General features: G+C 67.5%; 16 protein-coding genes. 7 read left to right on the forward strand and 9 right to left on the reverse strand.

What is annotated here, in order from left to right; translation table 11 throughout:
• Positions 1-29: 29 nt before the first annotated feature.
• Together QUV35_RS14715 and QUV35_RS14720 are read right to left on the reverse strand one after the other, a co-directional pair.
• The gene (locus QUV35_RS14715; protein WP_300875614.1) at positions 30-329 is read right to left on the reverse strand and encodes an antibiotic biosynthesis monooxygenase family protein; all 300 of its coding nucleotides are present in this window, start codon (positions 327-329) and stop codon (positions 30-32) included.
• Entirely contained in the window at positions 274-1,986 is a 1,713-nt protein-coding gene (locus tag QUV35_RS14720) for a choline dehydrogenase (RefSeq protein WP_300875617.1), read from the reverse strand. The genes QUV35_RS14715 and QUV35_RS14720 overlap by 56 nt, the downstream gene beginning before the upstream one ends.
• Positions 1,987-2,171: 185 nt before the next feature.
• Between QUV35_RS14720 and QUV35_RS14725 the strand changes: the two genes are divergently transcribed.
• Positions 2,172-3,023: a 3-hydroxybutyryl-CoA dehydrogenase gene (locus QUV35_RS14725; protein WP_300875620.1), complete on the forward strand. Its 852-nt coding sequence runs from the start codon at positions 2,172-2,174 to the stop codon at positions 3,021-3,023.
• Positions 3,024-3,143: 120 nt separating this feature from the next.
• Here the strand turns inward: QUV35_RS14725 and QUV35_RS14730 are convergent, their stop codons facing one another.
• On the reverse strand, positions 3,144-3,887 hold the full coding sequence (locus QUV35_RS14730; RefSeq protein ID WP_300875623.1) for an SDR family NAD(P)-dependent oxidoreductase: 744 nt from the start codon (positions 3,885-3,887) through the stop codon (positions 3,144-3,146).
• A gap of 167 nt (positions 3,888-4,054) precedes the next feature.
• Here QUV35_RS14730 and gorA point away from each other — a divergent pair, with 167 nt between their 5' ends.
• Positions 4,055-5,458 carry a glutathione-disulfide reductase gene (gene gorA, locus QUV35_RS14735; RefSeq protein WP_300875625.1) on the forward strand — a complete coding sequence of 468 codons (1,404 nt, stop codon included), beginning with the start codon at positions 4,055-4,057 and terminating at the stop codon, positions 5,456-5,458.
• Between the two features lie 108 nt (positions 5,459-5,566).
• Positions 5,567-7,372 carry an FG-GAP repeat protein gene (locus QUV35_RS14740; RefSeq protein ID WP_300875628.1) on the forward strand — a complete coding sequence of 602 codons (1,806 nt, stop codon included), beginning with the start codon at positions 5,567-5,569 and terminating at the stop codon, positions 7,370-7,372.
• Between the two features lie 25 nt (positions 7,373-7,397).
• Here QUV35_RS14740 and QUV35_RS14745 read toward each other — a convergent pair whose 3' ends face one another.
• A complete protein-coding gene (locus QUV35_RS14745; protein ID WP_300875631.1) occupies positions 7,398-8,636 on the reverse strand; it encodes a DUF4010 domain-containing protein in 1,239 nt (412 codons plus the stop codon).
• 42 nt (positions 8,637-8,678) lie between these two features.
• On the opposite strand from QUV35_RS14745, the gene QUV35_RS14750 reads away from it, so the two are divergent.
• Positions 8,679-10,181 (forward strand): AMP nucleosidase, encoded by a 1,503-nt coding sequence (locus tag QUV35_RS14750; protein ID WP_300875634.1) that lies wholly within the window; start codon positions 8,679-8,681, stop codon positions 10,179-10,181.
• Between the two features lie 70 nt (positions 10,182-10,251).
• On the opposite strand, the gene QUV35_RS14755 is transcribed toward QUV35_RS14750, so the two are convergent.
• Positions 10,252-10,794, reverse strand: coding sequence for a DUF3455 domain-containing protein (locus QUV35_RS14755; protein ID WP_300875636.1), 543 nt, complete (start codon positions 10,792-10,794; stop codon positions 10,252-10,254).
• Positions 10,795-10,964: 170 nt separating this feature from the next.
• On the opposite strand from QUV35_RS14755, the gene QUV35_RS14760 reads away from it, so the two are divergent.
• Complete coding sequence (locus QUV35_RS14760) at positions 10,965-11,732, forward strand: ATP-binding cassette domain-containing protein (RefSeq protein WP_300875638.1); 768 nt, start codon at positions 10,965-10,967, stop codon at positions 11,730-11,732.
• A 3-nt stretch (positions 11,733-11,735) separates the two neighbouring features.
• Here QUV35_RS14760 and purT read toward each other — a convergent pair whose 3' ends face one another.
• On the reverse strand, positions 11,736-12,938 hold the full coding sequence (gene purT, locus QUV35_RS14765; protein WP_300875640.1) for a formate-dependent phosphoribosylglycinamide formyltransferase: 1,203 nt from the start codon (positions 12,936-12,938) through the stop codon (positions 11,736-11,738).
• Between the two features lie 28 nt (positions 12,939-12,966).
• Positions 12,967-13,818, reverse strand: a complete 852-nt coding sequence (asd, locus tag QUV35_RS14770) for an archaetidylserine decarboxylase (RefSeq protein WP_300875642.1) — start codon at positions 13,816-13,818, stop codon at positions 12,967-12,969.
• 94 nt (positions 13,819-13,912) lie between these two features.
• On the opposite strand from asd, the gene QUV35_RS14775 reads away from it, so the two are divergent.
• Together QUV35_RS14775 and QUV35_RS14780 are read left to right on the forward strand one after the other, a co-directional pair.
• On the forward strand, positions 13,913-14,848 hold the full coding sequence (locus QUV35_RS14775; RefSeq protein ID WP_300875645.1) for an ATP-binding cassette domain-containing protein: 936 nt from the start codon (positions 13,913-13,915) through the stop codon (positions 14,846-14,848).
• A 52-nt stretch (positions 14,849-14,900) separates the two neighbouring features.
• Positions 14,901-15,734: an ABC transporter permease gene (locus tag QUV35_RS14780; protein ID WP_300875647.1), complete on the forward strand. Its 834-nt coding sequence runs from the start codon at positions 14,901-14,903 to the stop codon at positions 15,732-15,734.
• Between the two features lie 96 nt (positions 15,735-15,830).
• Here the strand turns inward: QUV35_RS14780 and QUV35_RS14785 are convergent, their stop codons facing one another.
• Together QUV35_RS14785 and QUV35_RS14790 are read right to left on the reverse strand one after the other, a co-directional pair.
• Positions 15,831-16,085, reverse strand: a complete 255-nt coding sequence (locus QUV35_RS14785; protein ID WP_300875649.1) for a hypothetical protein — start codon at positions 16,083-16,085, stop codon at positions 15,831-15,833.
• A 163-nt stretch (positions 16,086-16,248) separates the two neighbouring features.
• The gene (locus QUV35_RS14790; protein ID WP_300875651.1) at positions 16,249-17,373 is read right to left on the reverse strand and encodes a YbdK family carboxylate-amine ligase; all 1,125 of its coding nucleotides are present in this window, start codon (positions 17,371-17,373) and stop codon (positions 16,249-16,251) included.
• Between the last annotated feature and the right edge of the window lie 3 nt (positions 17,374-17,376).

Genomic DNA, 17,376 nt, shown 5'->3' on the forward strand with positions numbered 1-17,376 from the left:
TCCTGGTCAAGACACGCGAGCCGGACGCTTCAGCTCTGCGCTACCAGTTGCAGGTGCTCGACCACGGGCGGTTGAACGAAAAACGGGCCGACGATGGCGCGCCACTGCGGAAACAGGTCCGAGCCCCGGAAGCCCACCGTGTGGTCTTCCAGCGTGTCCCATTCGATCATCAACAGGTAGCGCCCCGGTGTCTCGACGCTGCGGTTGACCTTGCAGCCCCTGAAGCCCTTTGCCTGCGCGATGACGGTCGTCACCCCGCGCAGGATGGCTTCTTCAAACGCCGACTGTTTGAGGGGATCGATGCGGATGTCCGCGTGTTCGAGAATCATCAAAGGGCTCCTGGTGGGGTGAAGTGGCGCGGCGGTCCGAGCGGATCATATCGACGGCCTTCTCGGCCATCATGATCACCGGTGCATTGGTGTTGCCACCCACCACCGAGGGCATCACCGACGCATCGACCACCCGCAGACCCGACACCCCGTGCACCCGCAGCCGCGCGTCGACCACGTCCATCGAGCCCGCCGCCCCGCCCGGACCCATGCGGCAGGTGCCTACCGGGTGGTAGATGGTGTCGGCGTGGTTGCGCACGAACTGCTCGATCTGCGCTGCGCTCTGCACCTGCGCCGAGGTGGCCGACTCGACGCCGCCAAACCGGGCCAGGGCGGGCTGCTGCAACAGCCGGCGCATCTCCTGGAAGCCGCGCACCAGGCGCGCCGTGTCGTCGGGGTCCTGCAAAAAGGCGGGGTCGATCAGGGGTGCGGCTTGCGGGTCGGCGCTGGCCAGGCGCAAGCTGCCGCGGCTTTTCGGCCGCAGCAGGCACACGTGGCACGAGTAGCCGTTGCCCAGCACCGTCTTGCGACCGTGGTCCACCAGCTTGCCCACCACAAAATGCAGTTGCAGGTCGGGAATGGCCTCCACGGGTGAACTCTTGATGAAGCCACCGGCCTCGGCGAAGTTGGTGGTGAGCATGCCGCTGCGCTGGCGCCGCCATTCGAAGATGCCGCGCACCGCCTTCCACAGGCCCCCGGGCGTGAGACCCAGCAGGTCGGTCACTTTCGGCGCGTTGACCACGATCACCACGTCCACATGGTCGTGCAGGTTCGCGCCCACCCCGGGCAGGTCCAGCACGGGCTGGATGCCGTGCTCGCGCAAATGCGCTGCCGGGCCCACGCCCGAGACCATGAGCAGCTGCGGCGAGCCGAACGCACCGGCGCTCAGCACCACCTCGCCGCCGTCCTTCAGGCGCAGCACCTGCATCGGCCCACGGCCGCCGTTGCTGCGGATCTCCACGCCCACGGCGCGTGGCGGCTGCACTTCGGTGTCCATCACCACGCGGGTGGTCAGCGCCTGGGTGATCACCTGCAGGTTGGGCCGCTGCAGGTTCGGTGTGAGGTAGGCCTTGGCCGCGCTGTAGCGCTCGCCGTTCTTGTGCGTGACCTGGTAGGCACCCACACCCTCCTGCTCGGGCCCGTTGAAGTCGGGGTTGTGTGCGAAGCCGGCCTGCCGACCCGCTTCGATGAACGCGCCCAGGAAGGGATTGGGGCTGCGCAGGTCCATCACGTTGAGCGGTCCGCCCTGACCATGCAGCGCGTCGGCGCCGCGCTCGTTGTGCTCGGCGCGTTTGAAATACGGCAGCACGTCGGCATAAGACCAGCCCGGGTTGCCCTGCGCGGCCCAGCCGTCGTAGTCGGCGGCATGGCCGCGCGCGTAGATCATGGCGTTGATCGAACTCGATCCGCCCAGCACCTTGCCACGCGGCTGGTAGCCGCGGCGGCCGTTCAGGCCGGGCTGCGGCGTGGTGTTGTAGCCCCAGCCATGCATTTCAAACTTGGCGATCACCGCCAGACCAGCCGGGCAATGGATCAGCACACTGCTGTCGGGCGGGCCGGCCTCGACGAGGGCCACCCGGATGGCCGGGTCTTCGCTCAGGCGGCTGGCCAGCACGCAGCCTGCCGATCCGCCGCCAACGATGATGTAGTCGAACATGGGGTGTCTCCGTCGTGTGTGGCGCCCGTCAGACCGTGCGCGACAATTCAGCATCAAGTTAGCACAGGGGTTTGCACCCGGGTAGGCAGTGGCGCCTAGGAATGCGCCTGCCGCGACACCCTCGCGACGCCGGGAAAACCCCATACCCGATACCCCATGTCCACATCTTCAGGAGAAACCTTTTCATGAACAGCATTCAAACCGTCGGCATCATCGGCTCGGGCACCATGGGCAACGGCATCGCACAGGCCTGCGCCACCAGCGGCATCCGGGTGGTGCTGGTCGACATCGCACAGGCCGCCGTGGACAAAGGCCTGGCCACCGTGGCCGGCAGCCTGGACCGGCTGATCAAGAAAGAGAAGATCAGTGCCGCCGACAAGGACCGGGCCTTGTCGCTCATCACCGGCTCGACCAACTACGACGATCTCAAGGGCGCGCAGCTGGTGATCGAAGCGGCCACCGAGAGCGAAGGCCTCAAGGTCAGGATCCTGCAGCAGCTCGACGGACTGCTCGCGCCCGACGTGATCGTGGCGACCAACACCAGCTCGATCAGCATCACCAAGCTGGCCGCCGCCACCCAGCGCCCCGACCGCTTCATCGGCATGCACTTCTTCAACCCGGTGCCCATGATGGCGCTGGTGGAGATCATCCGCGGCCTGCAGACCAGCGACGCCACGCACGACGCGGTCAAAGCCCTGGCCCAGGCCCTGGGCAAGACGCCGATCACGGTGAAGAACGCACCCGGCTTCGTGGTCAACCGCATTCTGGTGCCCATGATCAACGAGGCTTTTTTCGTGCTGGCCGAAGGCCTGGCCACGGCAGAAGACATCGACGCCGGCATGAAGCTCGGCACCAACCAGCCGATCGGCCCGCTGGCGCTGGCCGACATGATCGGCCTGGACGTGTGCCTGGCGGTGATGAACGTGTACGTGGCCGAGTACAACGACAGCAAGTACCGGCCGGCGCCGTTGCTGAAGGAAATGGTGGCGGCCGGCTGGCTGGGCCGCAAGACGGGCAAAGGCGTGTATACGTATTGATCCCCCCGCGCCGCTTCGCGTCACCCCCCAGGGGGCGATGCGCTGCGGCCCGGCGGAGCCGGTTCCGCGGCATCACTGGGTTGGGGCACGCGCCCCGGTCACGCTGCCATATCGACGCGCTCACCAGCCAATGCTCAACCCTTTGTGATCGAAGAATTTCCCGCTGCTGCCTGGAGGCAACGCTTCGATGACAGCGAGAAGATCGCGCGCGGCTTCGTCAGTCGGCCGCACCTGCAGACCGGTCTTGGCAAACGGCTGCGACAGCCCGGTGTCCACCGTGCCGGGGTGCAAGGCCACACACAGGGCTTGCTTGTTGCGCCGGGCGAGTTCAATGGCGGCGGTATGCACCAGCTGGTTGAGCGCGGCCTTGGAGGCGCGGTAGGCGTACCAGCCACCCAGGTTGTTGTCGCCGATGCTGCCCACGCGCGCCGACAGAAACGCCGCCACCGCGCGCCCTTGCCGGGGCAGCAGCGGCAGAAAGTGGCGCATCACCAGCGCCGGGCCGATCGCGTTGATCAGGAAACTGTGTTGCAGGGCGTCGGCACCGAGGTTTTGCCACGAACGCTCCGGCTGCGCATGCTGGCCGCTGGCGGTTTCACCGTGCAGGAAGCCGGTGGCCACCACCAGGCGCTGCAAGGCCAGACCGGTGAGCGCCAGGTGATCGGCCACGTGTTGCGCACAGGCATCCACGCTCGATGCATCGGTGTAGTCCAGCGATGGCTGCGTGCGCCGGCCCAGCGCCAGCACCTCGAAGCCCTGCGCCCGCAGCCCCGTCACCAGCGCGGCTCCAATGCCACCCGTGCCGCCGATCACCACGGCAAGGCCCGCCTGGACAGGATCGGATGCGTGCAAGGGTGTGTTCATGCATTGATTATCGGAACAGGCCTGCTCTCCTGCCCCCGCTCACCGCGATGGCCCCGGCGCACCGCCGGCCAAGTCGGCCCGCGCCACCCTGCGCCACGCACAGGCTTACCATCGAAGCACGAGGCGCAACAGAGTCGGTGGCGCTCGAACCCATTCCAGGATGAGACATGAGCAGTTTTGACTTTGACCTTTTTGTGATCGGTGGCGGCAGCGGCGGCGTGCGTGCTGCGCGCATGGCTGCGCAGCGGGGTGCGCGCGTGGCGCTGGCCGAGGTGCTGGGCACCGACGGCCTGGGCGGTACCTGCGTGAACGTGGGCTGCATCCCGAAGAAGCTCTACAGCTACGCGGCGCATTGCGGCGAGGCTTTTGAAGAGTCTCACGGCTTCGGTTGGGAGGGCGAAAAGCCTGTGCTGAACTGGACCACCCTCAAAACCAACCGCGCCAGAGAAATCAGCCGCCTCAACGGTGTCTACGGCAACCTGCTGCGCGGCTCGGGCGTGACCGTGCTCGACGGCTTTGCGAGCCTCACCGGCCCACATGGCATCGCCCTGGCCACGCTGAACGCCGACGGCTCGCCCGGTCACCAGGCCTTCACGGCACAACACATCCTGATCGCCACCGGCGGCACGCCACACGTGCCGCATTTCGTGGGGCGCGAACACGCGATCACATCCAACGACATCTTCGATCTCGAGCCCTTTCCCAAACGCCTGCTGGTGGTCGGCGGGGGGTACATCGCGAGCGAATTCGCCTCCATCTTCAACGGCCTGGGTGCCACGGTCACGCAGCTCTACCGCGGCGAGCAGATCCTGCGCGGCTTCGACGACGAGATCCGCCACTTCGTGGCCGCCGAGATGCGCAAGGCCGGTGTGGACCTGCGCCTCAACGCCGACGTGGTCGACATCCGCAAGACCGCCGAAGGCCTGCGGGTGGAATGCGAAGGCGGCAGCGTGGTCATGGCCGATGCCGTGCTCTATGCCACCGGGCGCGTGCCCAATGTCAAGGACCTCGGGCTTGAAACAGTGGGCGTGGCCCAGGGCGCGCAGGGCGAGGTGATCGTGGACGGGCATTACCGGACCAACGTGCCTTCGGTGTTCGCCGTGGGCGACGTGACCAACCGCGTGCAGCTCACGCCGGTGGCGCTCGGTGAGGCCATGGTGGTGGTGGACCAGCTCTTCGGACCGGCCGCGGGAAAGGCCCCGCGCAACATGGCCTACGACTTCATCCCCACCGCCGTGTTCACCCACCCGAGCATCGGCACCGTGGGCTTTGGCGAGCAGGCAGCGCGCGAGAAGTTTGGTCAGGTGACGATCTTCCGCAGCGAGTTCAAGGCGCTCAAGCACACGCTCTCGGGCAGCAACGAGCGCACGCTCATGAAACTGGTGGTGGACACCGCGAGCGACCGCGTGGTGGGCCTGCACATGGTGGGCGCCGAAGCGGGTGAGATCGTGCAGGGCTTTGCGGTGGCCATGAAGGCGGGCGCCACCAAGGCGGTGTTCGACAGCACCATCGGCATCCACCCCACGGCGGCCGAGGAATTCGTGACCATGCGCGAGCCGGTGAAAACCTGAAGGGCGCGGCCAATGCGCCGCATTTAGTGTGTTTGCGGTATGGCACCGGATGCCCCCGGGGGTGGAGCATCCACTGCCGGCCCGAGGGGCCGTTTTCCGCCACACACCATGACCTCACCAAACCCCCTTCGCCTCTGTTTTCCTCCCCGCTTCCCGACACGCTTCACCCCGCGTTCATCCTGGTCCGCCAAGGCTGCGGCCGGGTTGCTCGCGGCCTTGCTGGCCGGCTGCGGCGGCGATGCATCAACCGGCTTCGTCACCGCGTCGCTGGCCAGCATCAAGCAGCTCACGCTGGCCTGGCCGTCACAGACCTGGGCCGGCACCGCCCGCGTGCTTGAAGACCCGGACGGCGCGGGCCCGCTGCCTGAAGCCGAGCTGGCGCAAGTGCCGGCCGCCGCCGGACAGGCCACGGTGGAGATCTTTCTGCCGGTGGCCGTGAACGCCCGCTACCGGGTGGCCTTGTGCAGCGGCGGCGACTGCGCGTTTTCCGAACCGCTGGCACTGAACGGCAGGCTCGAAGCCGCCATGGGGTTCATCAAGGCCGAACAGGTGGTTCAAGGTGCGGCGTTCGGCCATGCCGTTGCGCTGTCGCGCAACGGGCGGGTGCTCGCCGTGGGCGCCCTCTACGAAACCCTGGACGCCACATCGGGCCAGGGTGCGCCAGAAACAGGGGTGGTGCATGTGTATGAAAAAAGCACAGCTGGCGGCTGGGTGTTTCGCACCCGTGTGCTGGCGCTCTTTCCGGACGACAGCGACCGTTTCGGCCAGGCCCTGGCACTGTCGGCCGACGGCAGCGTGCTGGCGGTGGGATCGCCCGAGAGCGACGCCGTGGGTACCATCGACGGTGGCGCCAACAACGCCGGCAACCAGACCGGTGGTGTGTACGTGTACCGGCGGCAGGCCAACACCTGGCAGGCCAGCGCCTTTGTGCAGGGCAGCGGCGCCATCAACGGGGACAATTTCGGCTGGAGCGTGGACCTGTCGGACGACGGGCGGACGCTGGCCGTGGGAGCCACCCAGACTTCTTCCCTTACGTTGAATCCGGGGGGGACCGACGACGGCAGAGCCTTCGTTTTCCAGGAGCAGAACGGCCTCTGGACCGAGCAGGCCTCCCTGCGCAGCGACAACCCGGGGACCCGCAACCGCTTCGGGCGCTCGGTGGCACTCACAGCCGATGGCAACACGCTGGTGGTGGGCGCGCCCGGGGATGCGTCGGCGGGCATCGGCGTGTTTCCTGCGCCCTTGACCGACACCAGTTCTCCCTTCACGGGAGCCGCCCATGTGTTTCAACGCACGGGCGCGGTGTGGGCTCGCACCGCCTTCGTGAAAGGGGCGAACAACACGGGGGCGCCACAGTTCGGCGACGCGGTGGACATCTCGGCCGACGGGCAGACCTTGCTCGTTGGCGCGTCCCGGGCCGACCTCGACCGGAGCGGAATGTTCGGCAACGTCTTGTCCAACAGCGGCGCGGCGTATGTGTATGCCGCATCGGCGGGCAGCTGGGTGCAAACCGCCATGCTGCGCGCACCCGTCCCGGCCAACGACGACTTTTTCGGTGAAACGGTCTCCCTCAGCGGCGACGGTGGCACGGCAGCGGTGGGCGCGCGGCTGCAGGACGAAGCGGGCCTGGGTGTGGGCCACACCGGCCCAGGCCTGCGGCTCAGCGATTTCGGTGCGGCCTATGCCTTCACCTTGAACGGCACAGGCTGGGGGCCGGCGGTGGTGCTCAAGCCGAGCGACCCGATCAACGTGGCGGGTAGCTGGCACGGCCGTTCGGTAGCTCTTAGCGGTGACGGGAGAACGCTGGCCGTGGGAGCGAACAATCACGATGGTGACGGGTCCGGCATCCAGAGCGACCCCACGCGCGGCCAGAACATGACCACTCTCAGCTCGGGTGCGGTCTACCTGTATTGAGCGGCTTGCGCCCCACGGCCGACCTTCAGGCCCACAGCAGCGCGATCACCAGCGCGGTGTGCGCCCACAGGCCCGGCAGCAGCCACAGCGCGAAACGTTGCTCGCCCACCAGCACGGCGGTCGCGCTCTTGCTGAGGGCGTGCACCGCCAGCGCCCCCATCACGGCCTGGTGCGCAACAGGGGCTGGCGGCCCTGAGCTGAACACCGCCGCCAGCGCCGAATGCAGGTCGACCAGGGCGCCGAGCAGGCTGCCGACGATCAGGCCGTTGTCGCCCAGCCAGAGCGTGAGTGCGTGCACCAGCGCCTGAATGCCGGCGAGCAGGGCCGCCACCGCCGCGGCGCCCTTCAGGCTGAACATGCGTTCGTCTTTCTCCACCGCCACGGCAGCGGCCTCGGGCGGTGCGCCGCGCACCAGCCACAGCCCCCAGGCCAGCGCCATCAGCACGCCAGCGAGCGCCGGCCACACCAGATGCCCCAGCCAGGCCGGCGCGACGGCGGCGGCCACCAGCAGCAACTGCAGCAGGGTGGACACACAGCTGAGCAGCGCACCCCCGGCCATCAGGCGCGCGCCGCTGCGGCCTTCACGCACCGCCAGGCCCAGCGTGGCGATGGTCGCCGTGCTCGACACAAAGCCCGAGGCCAGCGCCGAGAGCGCCACCGCGTGACGCGCCTGCAGCAGCCGGCGCGCCAGGTGGGCCGCCGCCTGCACGCCCAGCAGCAAGGCCAGCAGCTGCACGATCAGGTGCGGGTTGAGCGTGTCGCCCCACAAGGGCCGGTCGGGCACGAGTGGCAAGGCCAGCAACACGAGTGCTGCCAGCACGATGCCGTCGCGCACCTCGGCCGGGCGCAGCCAGTGCTGCGCAAACGTGTGCAGCCGCTCGCGACCGAACAGCAGGGCGGTGAGGCCCACCGCCAGGCCGGCGGCCAGCGGCAGGCTCCAGTGGCACAGCACACCGATGAGGTAGGTGAGCAACAGCGCCACCTCGGTGGTCACGCCCGGGTCGTCGGAGCGGTCGCGGAAGTAGGCCACCGTGGTGAGAGATGCCACCAACAGGGCGCCCACGACGACAACACCATCGATGTGGGTGATCGCTGCCGCCGCACCGGTGACACAGGTCAGCGCAAAGCTGCGCAGGCCTGCCAGTGCCCGGCCCGGCCCGCTGCCCTTGCGGCGTTCGCGCTCGATGCCGATCAACAGCCCGCAGCCCAGTGCCGCGGCCAGCGTGGCAGCGGCCTGGGACAGTTCGGCTGGGGCGAGGCTCATCGTGTCACGCGGGTTCATGGGTGCAGGGCCACAATAAGCCCCATGCACAAGACACCCGACTTTACCGCTCCGATCTTCCTCGGCGACCCGGCCGCCGCGCTGCGCCAGGTGCAACGCATCTACCACGACAACGTCGAATTCCTGCGCCAGGCCATGCGCGACTTTGTCGGTGGCGGCGACTTCACCCACGCCCGCGTGCGCGCCTGTTACCCCTACGTGAGGCTGCACACCCACAGCGTGTCGCGCCAGGGCATGAGCAACCTGCCGGTGAGCCGCCTGAGCTACGGCTTCGTGGCCGGCCCCGGGCGCTTCGAGACCACGCTCACCCGCCCCGACCTGTATGCCGAGTACTACCTCGAGCAGTTCCGCCTGCTGCTGGCCAACCACGGTGGCGAGCTCGAGATCGGCACCAGCACCCAGCCGATTCCGATCCACTTCTCGTTTGCCGAACACGACCACGTGGAAGGCAGCCTCAACGCGGAACGCCGCGCCTTCATGCGCGACGTGTTCGATCTGCCCGACCTCACCGCCATGGACGACGGCATTGCCAACGGCACGCACGAGCCCCGCCCAGGCGAGGCACACCCGCTCTCGCTGTTCACCGCGCCGCGCGTGGACTACTCGCTGCAGCGTCTGCGCCACTACACCGGCACCGCACCCGAGTGGTTCCAGAACTTCGTGCTGTTCACCAACTACCAGTTCTACATCGACGAGTTCATCAAGCTCGGCCACGCCGAGATGGCCAGACCCGACAGCGAGTACGTTGCCTTCGTCGAACCCGGCAACGTGGTGTTGCGCCGCACCGGCCTGGCCACCGAGGCCATCGACGAACTTGGCCACCCACCACCGCGCCTGCCGCAGATGCCGGCCTACCACCTGATGCGCGCCGACCGCAGCGGCATCACCATGGTCAACATCGGCGTGGGCCCGGCCAACGCCAAGACCATCACCGACCACATCGCCGTGCTGCGCCCGCACGCCTGGCTCATGCTCGGCCATTGCGCCGGCCTGCGCACCAGCCAGCAGCTCGGCGACTACGTGCTGGCGCACGCCTACGTGCGCGAAGACCATGTGCTCGACGAAGAACTGCCACTGTGGGTGCCGATTCCTGCGCTGGCCGAGATCCAGCTCGCGCTCGAAGCCGCGGTGGCCGACGTGACTGGCGTGCCACCGCAAGAGCTCAAGCGCATCATGCGCACCGGCACCGTGGCCAGCACCGACAACCGCAACTGGGAGCTGCTGCCCGACAACAAGCCGCAACGGCGCTTTTCACAGTCGCGCGCGGTGGCGCTCGACATGGAAAGTGCCACCATCGCCGCCAACGGCTTTCGCTTCCGCGTGCCCTACGGCACCCTGCTGTGCGTGAGCGACAAGCCGCTGCACGGCGAGATCAAGCTGCCCGGCATGGCCAACCACTTCTACCGCGAACGGGTGGACCAGCACCTGCGCATCGGCATCCGCGCCATCGACAGGCTGCGCGAAGGCGGCGCCGACCAGTTGCACAGCCGCAAGCTGCGCAGCTTTGCCGAGGTGGCGTTTCAGTGAGGCTCAGCGCCCCGGCCGGGCTTCAGGTCCGGTCCTGGCGCCAGAACGAGGCGCCGGGGGCTGGCGACGCTCAGACCGCCTTGTAGAAGATGTAGTCGGCCTGGTACTTCACGATCTGCTTGCTGCCCAGGTTGGCGGCGCCGCAGGCCATGGCGGGCGCCACACCACCGACGGTGGCCACGCGCTGCACGTAGGTCACACCGGTCATGGCGCCACTGCCCATGGCCGGATTGGCTTTCACGAGTTGCAGCGGGATGTTGCCGGCGGCAGACGGGGCCACGGCCACTTGTGTGCCGGTGAACTTCGAACCGTCCAGGCTGGCCCAGGTGGCGGGCGGGCCGTAGTAGGTGCCCACCTGTTTGCCGGCGCGGTCCATCAGTCTGGCGTCGGGGCCGACGAACACCCATTCGAACTGGCCAGCCATGGTGGCCTTGGCGCGGCATTCGTAGGTGATGTCACCGGCGCCCACGGTTTCCATGACGACCTTGTGGCCCATGGGCACCTGCACGGAAGCGGGCAGCATGGACTGCGAATACATCATGGGCGCAGGGCCGGTGGCGCAGGCACTCAGGGCAAGGGCGGCGACGGCGGCCAGGGTGGACTTGATCAGCATGGGAATACTCCTCGAAAGTGGTGGGTGGACAGCGACGCGAATCGCGCGCCGCTGTGACCTATACGCAGCCAGACGGCCACTGGATTCAGCCGGTGAAAAAGATGTCTGCCGGTGCCTTGGGTGCGCTTGCGTACGGTGCGGGGCATCGGCAATGCGTAAGCTGCAACCACATGAACCTTCGCCCCGACAGCACCAACGACCGGCACGCACCCGCTGCGTCGAAGGCTGCACGACCACCCCTGATGCGGCTGACCAGCGCAGGCAAGCGCTACGACCAGGGCAGCACCACCCAGCAGGCGCTGCATTCGGTGGACCTGGACATCCACCGGGGCGAGTTTGCCGCCATCGTGGGGCCCAGCGGATCGGGAAAAACGGCCCTGATGAGGATGCTGGGTCTGCTCGAAGCCCCCACCAGCGGCGGCTACCACTTTCAGGGGGTGCCCGAACAATCCCTGTCGGACGAGCAGCGGCTGTGGCTGCGCCGGCGCTTCTTCGGCTTCGTTCCACAAGAGTTCAACCTGCTGCGCAGCGCCTCGTTGCAAGGCAACGTGGCCCTGCCCCTGATGTACCGCGGCCTGCCGGCCGAGCGTTGCCGGACGGCCGCGATGCGTGCGCTCACGCTGGTCGGGCTGGAGGATTGCGGGCACAAGATGCCCGACGAGCTGAGCGGTTCGGAACGGGGCAAGGCCGGCATCGCCCGCGCGCTGGTCTGCAACCCCAGCGTGTTGCTGGTGGACCGGGCCACCCGGCCGTCAGACCAGCCTCTGTGCCCCGACATCGGCGCCCTGCTGCGCCAGCTCAACAGCGAACACCAGACCACGGTGGTGCTGGTGACCCAGCAGGCCAGTGCCGCCACCTGGGCCCAGCGCACGGTGTCGCTCAATGGCGGCGCGGTGGAGCAGGACGTCAGCCAGGAAGCCGCCAGCGCCCTGCACTGAGGCTCAGGCAGCGCGCGGCTTGACCAGCGCGGCCGACTGTTTGGCGCGCGTGCGCGCCCGTTCCACGTCGGCGTCAAAGGCCAGCGCCACGCCCATGCGCCGTTTGACGAAGCTCTCGGGCTTGCCGAACAGGCGCAGCTCGGTCTGCGGCACCCGCAGGGCCTCGTCCACACCGTCAAATGCGATGCCGGCGGCATCCACCCCACCGTAAATGACCGCGCTGGCCCCCGGGCTCTTGAGTGCGGTGTTCACCGGCAGGCCGAGGATGGCGCGGGCGTGCAGCTCGAACTCGTTCTGCCATTGCGTGATCAGGGTCACCATGCCGGTGTCGTGCGGGCGGGGGCTGACCTCGCTGAACCAGACCTGGTCGCCCTTGACGAACAGCTCCACACCATAGAGGCCCTGGCCACCGAGATCGTCGGTCACGGCCTTGGCCACCCGGCGCGATTCGGCCAGCGCGGCAGGGGTCATGGGGTGGGGCTGCCAGCTCTCCACGTAGTCGCCACTCACCTGAACATGGCCGATGGGTTCGCAGAAATGCGTCTCGACCTGCCCGTCGGCGCCGAGCGCGCGCACCGTGAGCTGGGTGATCTCGTAGTCGAAGTGAATGAAGCCTTCCACGATGACACGGCCCGGGCCGACACGCCCGCCCGACATGGCGTGGTCCCAGGCTTTCTGCACATCGGCGGGCCCGTCGATCTTGCTCTGGCCCTTGCCGCTGCTGCTCATCACCGGCTTGACGATGCAGGGATACCCGATTCCACCGTCGATCGCTGCCTGCAGCTCCTGCAGCGAATCGCAGAACTTGTACGGGCTGGTCGGCAGGCCCAGGGACTCGGCGGCCAGGCGGCGAATGCCTTCGCGGTCCATGGTCAGGCGCGCGGCGCGCGCCGTGGGAATCACGCGCACCACACCGGCGGCTTCGAGCTCCTGCAGCACGGGTGTGGCAATCGCCTCGATCTCGGGCACCACCAGGTGCGGGCGCTCGGCCTCGATCAGGGCCTTGAGCCGGGCCGGATCGCTCATGGTGATGGTGCGCGCGTGGTGCGCCACCTGCTGGCCGGGCGCGTTGTCGTACCGGTCCACCGCGATCGTCTCGACCCCCAGGCGCTGGAGTGCGATCAGCACCTCCTTGCCGAGTTCACCGGAGCCCAGCAGCATGACCTTGGTGGCCGAAGGTGACAAAGGGGTGCCGAGCGTGGTCATGGGGGAGCTCCAGAAAAGGGGGAGGGAATCAGAGGGCGCTGCCCATGGCCTCGCCCAGGCGCACGCTGTTGCCGGGTGCCCAGTCGGGGCTGAAGGTGATGGTGTCGCGCGGCCACAGCAGCACCACGGTGGAGCCGAGCAGGAATCGACCCATCTCCTGGCCGCGCTCGAAGTCCACCGGTGCATCGTCGTAGTTCCAGCTGCGCACCTGCCCCGGGCGCGGCGGGTTGACCACGCCGTGCCAGGTGGTGGCCATGCTCCCGACGATGGTGGCACCCACGAGCACCTGAACGAAGGGCACGGTGGTGTCGCCCACCTGCAGGTCGAACACACACACCACGCGCTCGTTGCGCGCAAACAGGCCGGGCACGCCCTGCGCCGTGGCCGGGTTCACTGAAAACAGCTCGCCCGGCACGTGAATCATCTGGCGCAGCCGCGCGGCTGCCGGCATGTGGATGCGGTGGTAGTCCCTGGGACTCAGGTAGAGGGTGGCGAACGATCCGTGGTCGAACAACCCCGCGAGTTCGGCGTCACCACCGAGCAGCGCCCGCGTGCTGTAGAGATGACCCTTGGCCTGGTAGATCTGGTCGCGCTGGATGGCGCCGAACTGGCTGATCGCGCCGTCCACCGGGCAGACAAAGGCCGCCTCGGCCAGCGGCCGCACGCCGGGCTTGAGCGCGCGGGTGAAGAACTCGTTGAAACAGGCGTAGGCAGCGGGGTCCGGGTTCGCAGCCTCGGCCATGTTCACCCCGTACCGGCGGATGAAGCGGCGGATGATCCACTGCGTGATGGCGCCCCAGCGGCCGTTGGCCACCCAGCCGCCGAACTCGGTGAGCGCGCGCTTCGGTAACAGGTATTGCAGGGAAACGGCAAAGGACATGGGTGAGGCGGTGGAGACATGACCCTGGCGGGCAGCCCCGCATTGTAGGGGCCGCCCCCGCAGGCGCGTCCCCGCGGGGGCACAATGCCGCACCATGACGCAAGCCCTGTTTGAATGCCAGCACCTCGTCAAACGCTACGGCGACAGCACGGTGGTCAACGACCTGAGTTTTGCCATCCACCCCGGCGAATGCCTGGGCGTGATCGGGCCGAACGGCGCCGGCAAGACCACCACCATCCGCATGTGCCTGGGCCTGACCACCCCGGACGCCGGCAGCATCACCGCCTTTGGACTGGACATGCCGCGCGACGCCCTGACCATCAAGGCGCAGCTTGGCGTGGTGAGCCAGATGGACACGCTGGACCCCGACTTCGACTGCGCCGAGAACCTGCTGGTGTACGGCCGCTACTTCGGGCTGCCGGCGGCCCAGGTGCGCGCCCGCATCCCGCAGCTGCTCGAATTTGCCGCGCTCACGCACAAGGCCCGGGCCAAACCCGGCGAGCTCTCGGGCGGCATGAAGCGGCGCCTGTCGCTGGCGCGCGCGCTGGTCAACGATCCGCGGCTGCTGATGCTCGACGAGCCCACCACTGGCCTGGACCCGCAGGCACGCCACCTGATGTGGGAGCGGCTGCAAATGTTGCTGCAACAGGGAAAGAGCATCTTGCTGACCACGCACTTCATGGACGAAGCCGAGCGCCTGTGCTCGCGCCTGCTGGTGCTCGACCACGGCCGCAGAATCGCCGAGGGTCGCCCGCGCGAGCTGATCGCACAGCACCTCGAGCCCGATGTGGTGGAGGTGTACGGCCACGGCGCGCTGGCGCTGGCCCAGGCCGATGAACACGCCGCCACACGGGCGCTCGCCGCCCGCGTGGAGGTCAGTGGCGAGACGGTCTTCTTCTACACCGCGCAGGCCCTGCCGCTGCTGGCGGCGCTGGGGGCGCATCCACAGCTGCGCACGCTGCACCGCCCGGCCAACCTGGAGGACCTGTTCCTCAAGCTCACCGGGCGACAAATTCGGGAAGACGGTTGATGGCGAGGGCTTCGACAGGCTCAGCCCGAACGGATACCCTGGCACACCCCACATGAACACGACAACGCCCCTGCCCCGCAACCTGTCTCACTGGTCACCTCCGCAGATTTCGATGCGATGGTGGCCGGTTTTTCTTCGCAACCTGCTGGTCTGGAAGAAGCTGGCCATTCCCAGCCTGGTGGGCAACATCGCCGAACCGCTGATGTGGCTGGTGGCGTTCGGCTACGGCATGGGGGCGCTGGTCGGGCAGGTCACCATCAGCACGCCGCAGGGCAGCGTGGCCGTGCCCTACATCCTGTTTCTCGCCAGCGGCAGCATCTGCATGAGCGCCATGAACGCGGCCAGCTTCGAAGCGCTGTACTCAGCCTTCTCGCGCATGCATGTGCAGAAGACCTGGGACGGCATCATGAACGCGCCGGTCAGCCTGGACGACGTGGTGCTGGCCGAAATGTTGTGGGCCGGCTTCAAGGCGCTGTTTTCGGTGACCGCCATCATGGGCGTGATGCTCGCGCTGGGCATCAGCCATTCACCCAAGCTGCTGCTGGCCTGGCCGGTGCTGCTCGGGGTGGGCATCACGTTTTCGTGCATCGCCCTGGTGTTCAACGCCCTGGCCAAGGGCTACGACTTCTTCACCTACTACTTCACGCTGTTCCTGACGCCGATGATGTTTCTCTCGGGTGTCTTCTTTCCGCGGGAACAGCTGCCGGTGCTGGTGCGCCACTTCTCCGACTGGCTGCCGCTGACGAACGCGGTGGAGCTGGTGCGGCCCCTGTTCATGGACCAATGGCCCACACAGCCCTGGCTGCATGTGGGTGTGCTGCTGGTCTACACCGTGGGCGGCTTCTGGCTGGCGCTGTCGCTGACCCGCAAACGCTTCTCGAAATAAGGGAAGCCAACCCAAGGACACCGCAGAACCGGCTCTGCCAGGCTGCAGGTGTTGCCTCCCGAGGGGGAGGCGCCGAAGGCGCTTCGGAGGGAGGCCTCAATGCACCGTTTGCAGCGCGGGCTGGGCGTCCATGTAGAGCTCGGAGCCGGTGTCCATGAACTCTTCGGCTTCGATCACGGCGTCGAAGTCGCGGGCGGCCTCGAAGATCTTGGGAATCAGGGGTTTGTCCAGCGGGCGGCAGATGCGCTGGCGCAGGCCGCGAAGGTTGGCGCTGGTCTCCATCGCGTGGATCACGGCTTCCGGATCGAGCATGAGGACAAAGGGGTTGAGTCGGCTGGACGTGGTGGACATGGTGGGCTCCTTGGGGCAATGCAGAGATGTTTCAGATGGGGTGTCGATGAAACAAACTGTATCGGGGGGTCCCCGAGCCGTTAAGTCGGCGCAGCCCCATTCCTGTTGTCAGAAGTTGCCTGACACGGCGTGTGCTCCCCCTACAGGCCGGACGTGAACAAAGTCACGGTCCGGAGCGCAGCGCCTCCACGCTGGCGCGCACCACCGACTGCACGCTGCCGGTTTCCCTGAACTGGTTGCGCAGGAAGGTGGCGTGGTTGCCGGCGCGGGCAGCGGTGCGCTCGATTTCGTCGAGCGCCGCCAGCGAATTCAGCGCCTGGCCGTGCGGCGCGAGATGGCGCAGCGTGGCCAGGATGTCCTCGCGGATGCTGATCTGCTCGCGCGTCTTGGGGTTGACCATCATGCCGTCGAGTCCGAAGCGGCAGGCCTGGAAGCGGTTGTAGGTGTAGACGAGGTAATCGTCTTCTTCGGGCGGCGGCTCGCTGCGCTCCAGCAGATGGCGGCACAGCGCCTGCAGATAGCAGGCCAGGCCGGCCGCGCGCTCCACGGTCAGCGGCGTGTCGCACACGCGCAGCTCGATCGTGCCGTACTCGGGCTTGGGCCGGATGTCCCAATAAAAGTCCTTCATCGACTTCACCACGCCGGTGCTCTCCATCTTGGTGAAGTACACGTTGGCGAATTCCTCCCAGCTCAGCACGAAGGGCGCGCGGCCGCTCAGCGGGAAGGCGAACACCGAGTTCAGGCGAGCCGAGTCGAACAGCGTGTCCACGCCCTGCGAAAACGGCGACGAGGCCGACAAGGCGATGAAGTGCGGCACGTAGCGGTTGAGTGAATGCAGCAGGAACAGGGCTTCATCGGCGTTGGAGCAACCGATGTGCACGTGCTGGCCGAACACGGTGAACTGCTTGGCCAGGTAGCCGTACAGGCCGGAGAGTTCCTGAAAACGAGGCTTGGAGAAGATGCGCTGCTCGAACCAGCGCTGGAACGGGTGGGTGCCGCCACCGGCAATCTCGATGTTGAGCCGGTCGCCGGCGCGCACCAGCGTGTCGCGGATCTGCTGCAGCTGCGCCAGCAGCGGGCCGTGTTCGCGCTGCACGTCGGTGGCGATCTCGATCATGCTCTGCGTCATCTCGGGCGTGACCACCCCCGGAAAAGGCTTGCGTTTGAGCAGTTCGAGCAGGTCGTTGGCGCTGCTGGAGAGGTCGAGGTCGTAGGTGTTGACCAGCTGCAGCTCGAGCTCCACACCCATGGTCAGCGAGTCGGAGGATTTGAAAACTTCCAAAGGCATGGT

This window comes from Hydrogenophaga sp., assembly GCF_030373225.1.
GTDB lineage: Bacteria > Pseudomonadota > Gammaproteobacteria > Burkholderiales > Burkholderiaceae_C > Hydrogenophaga.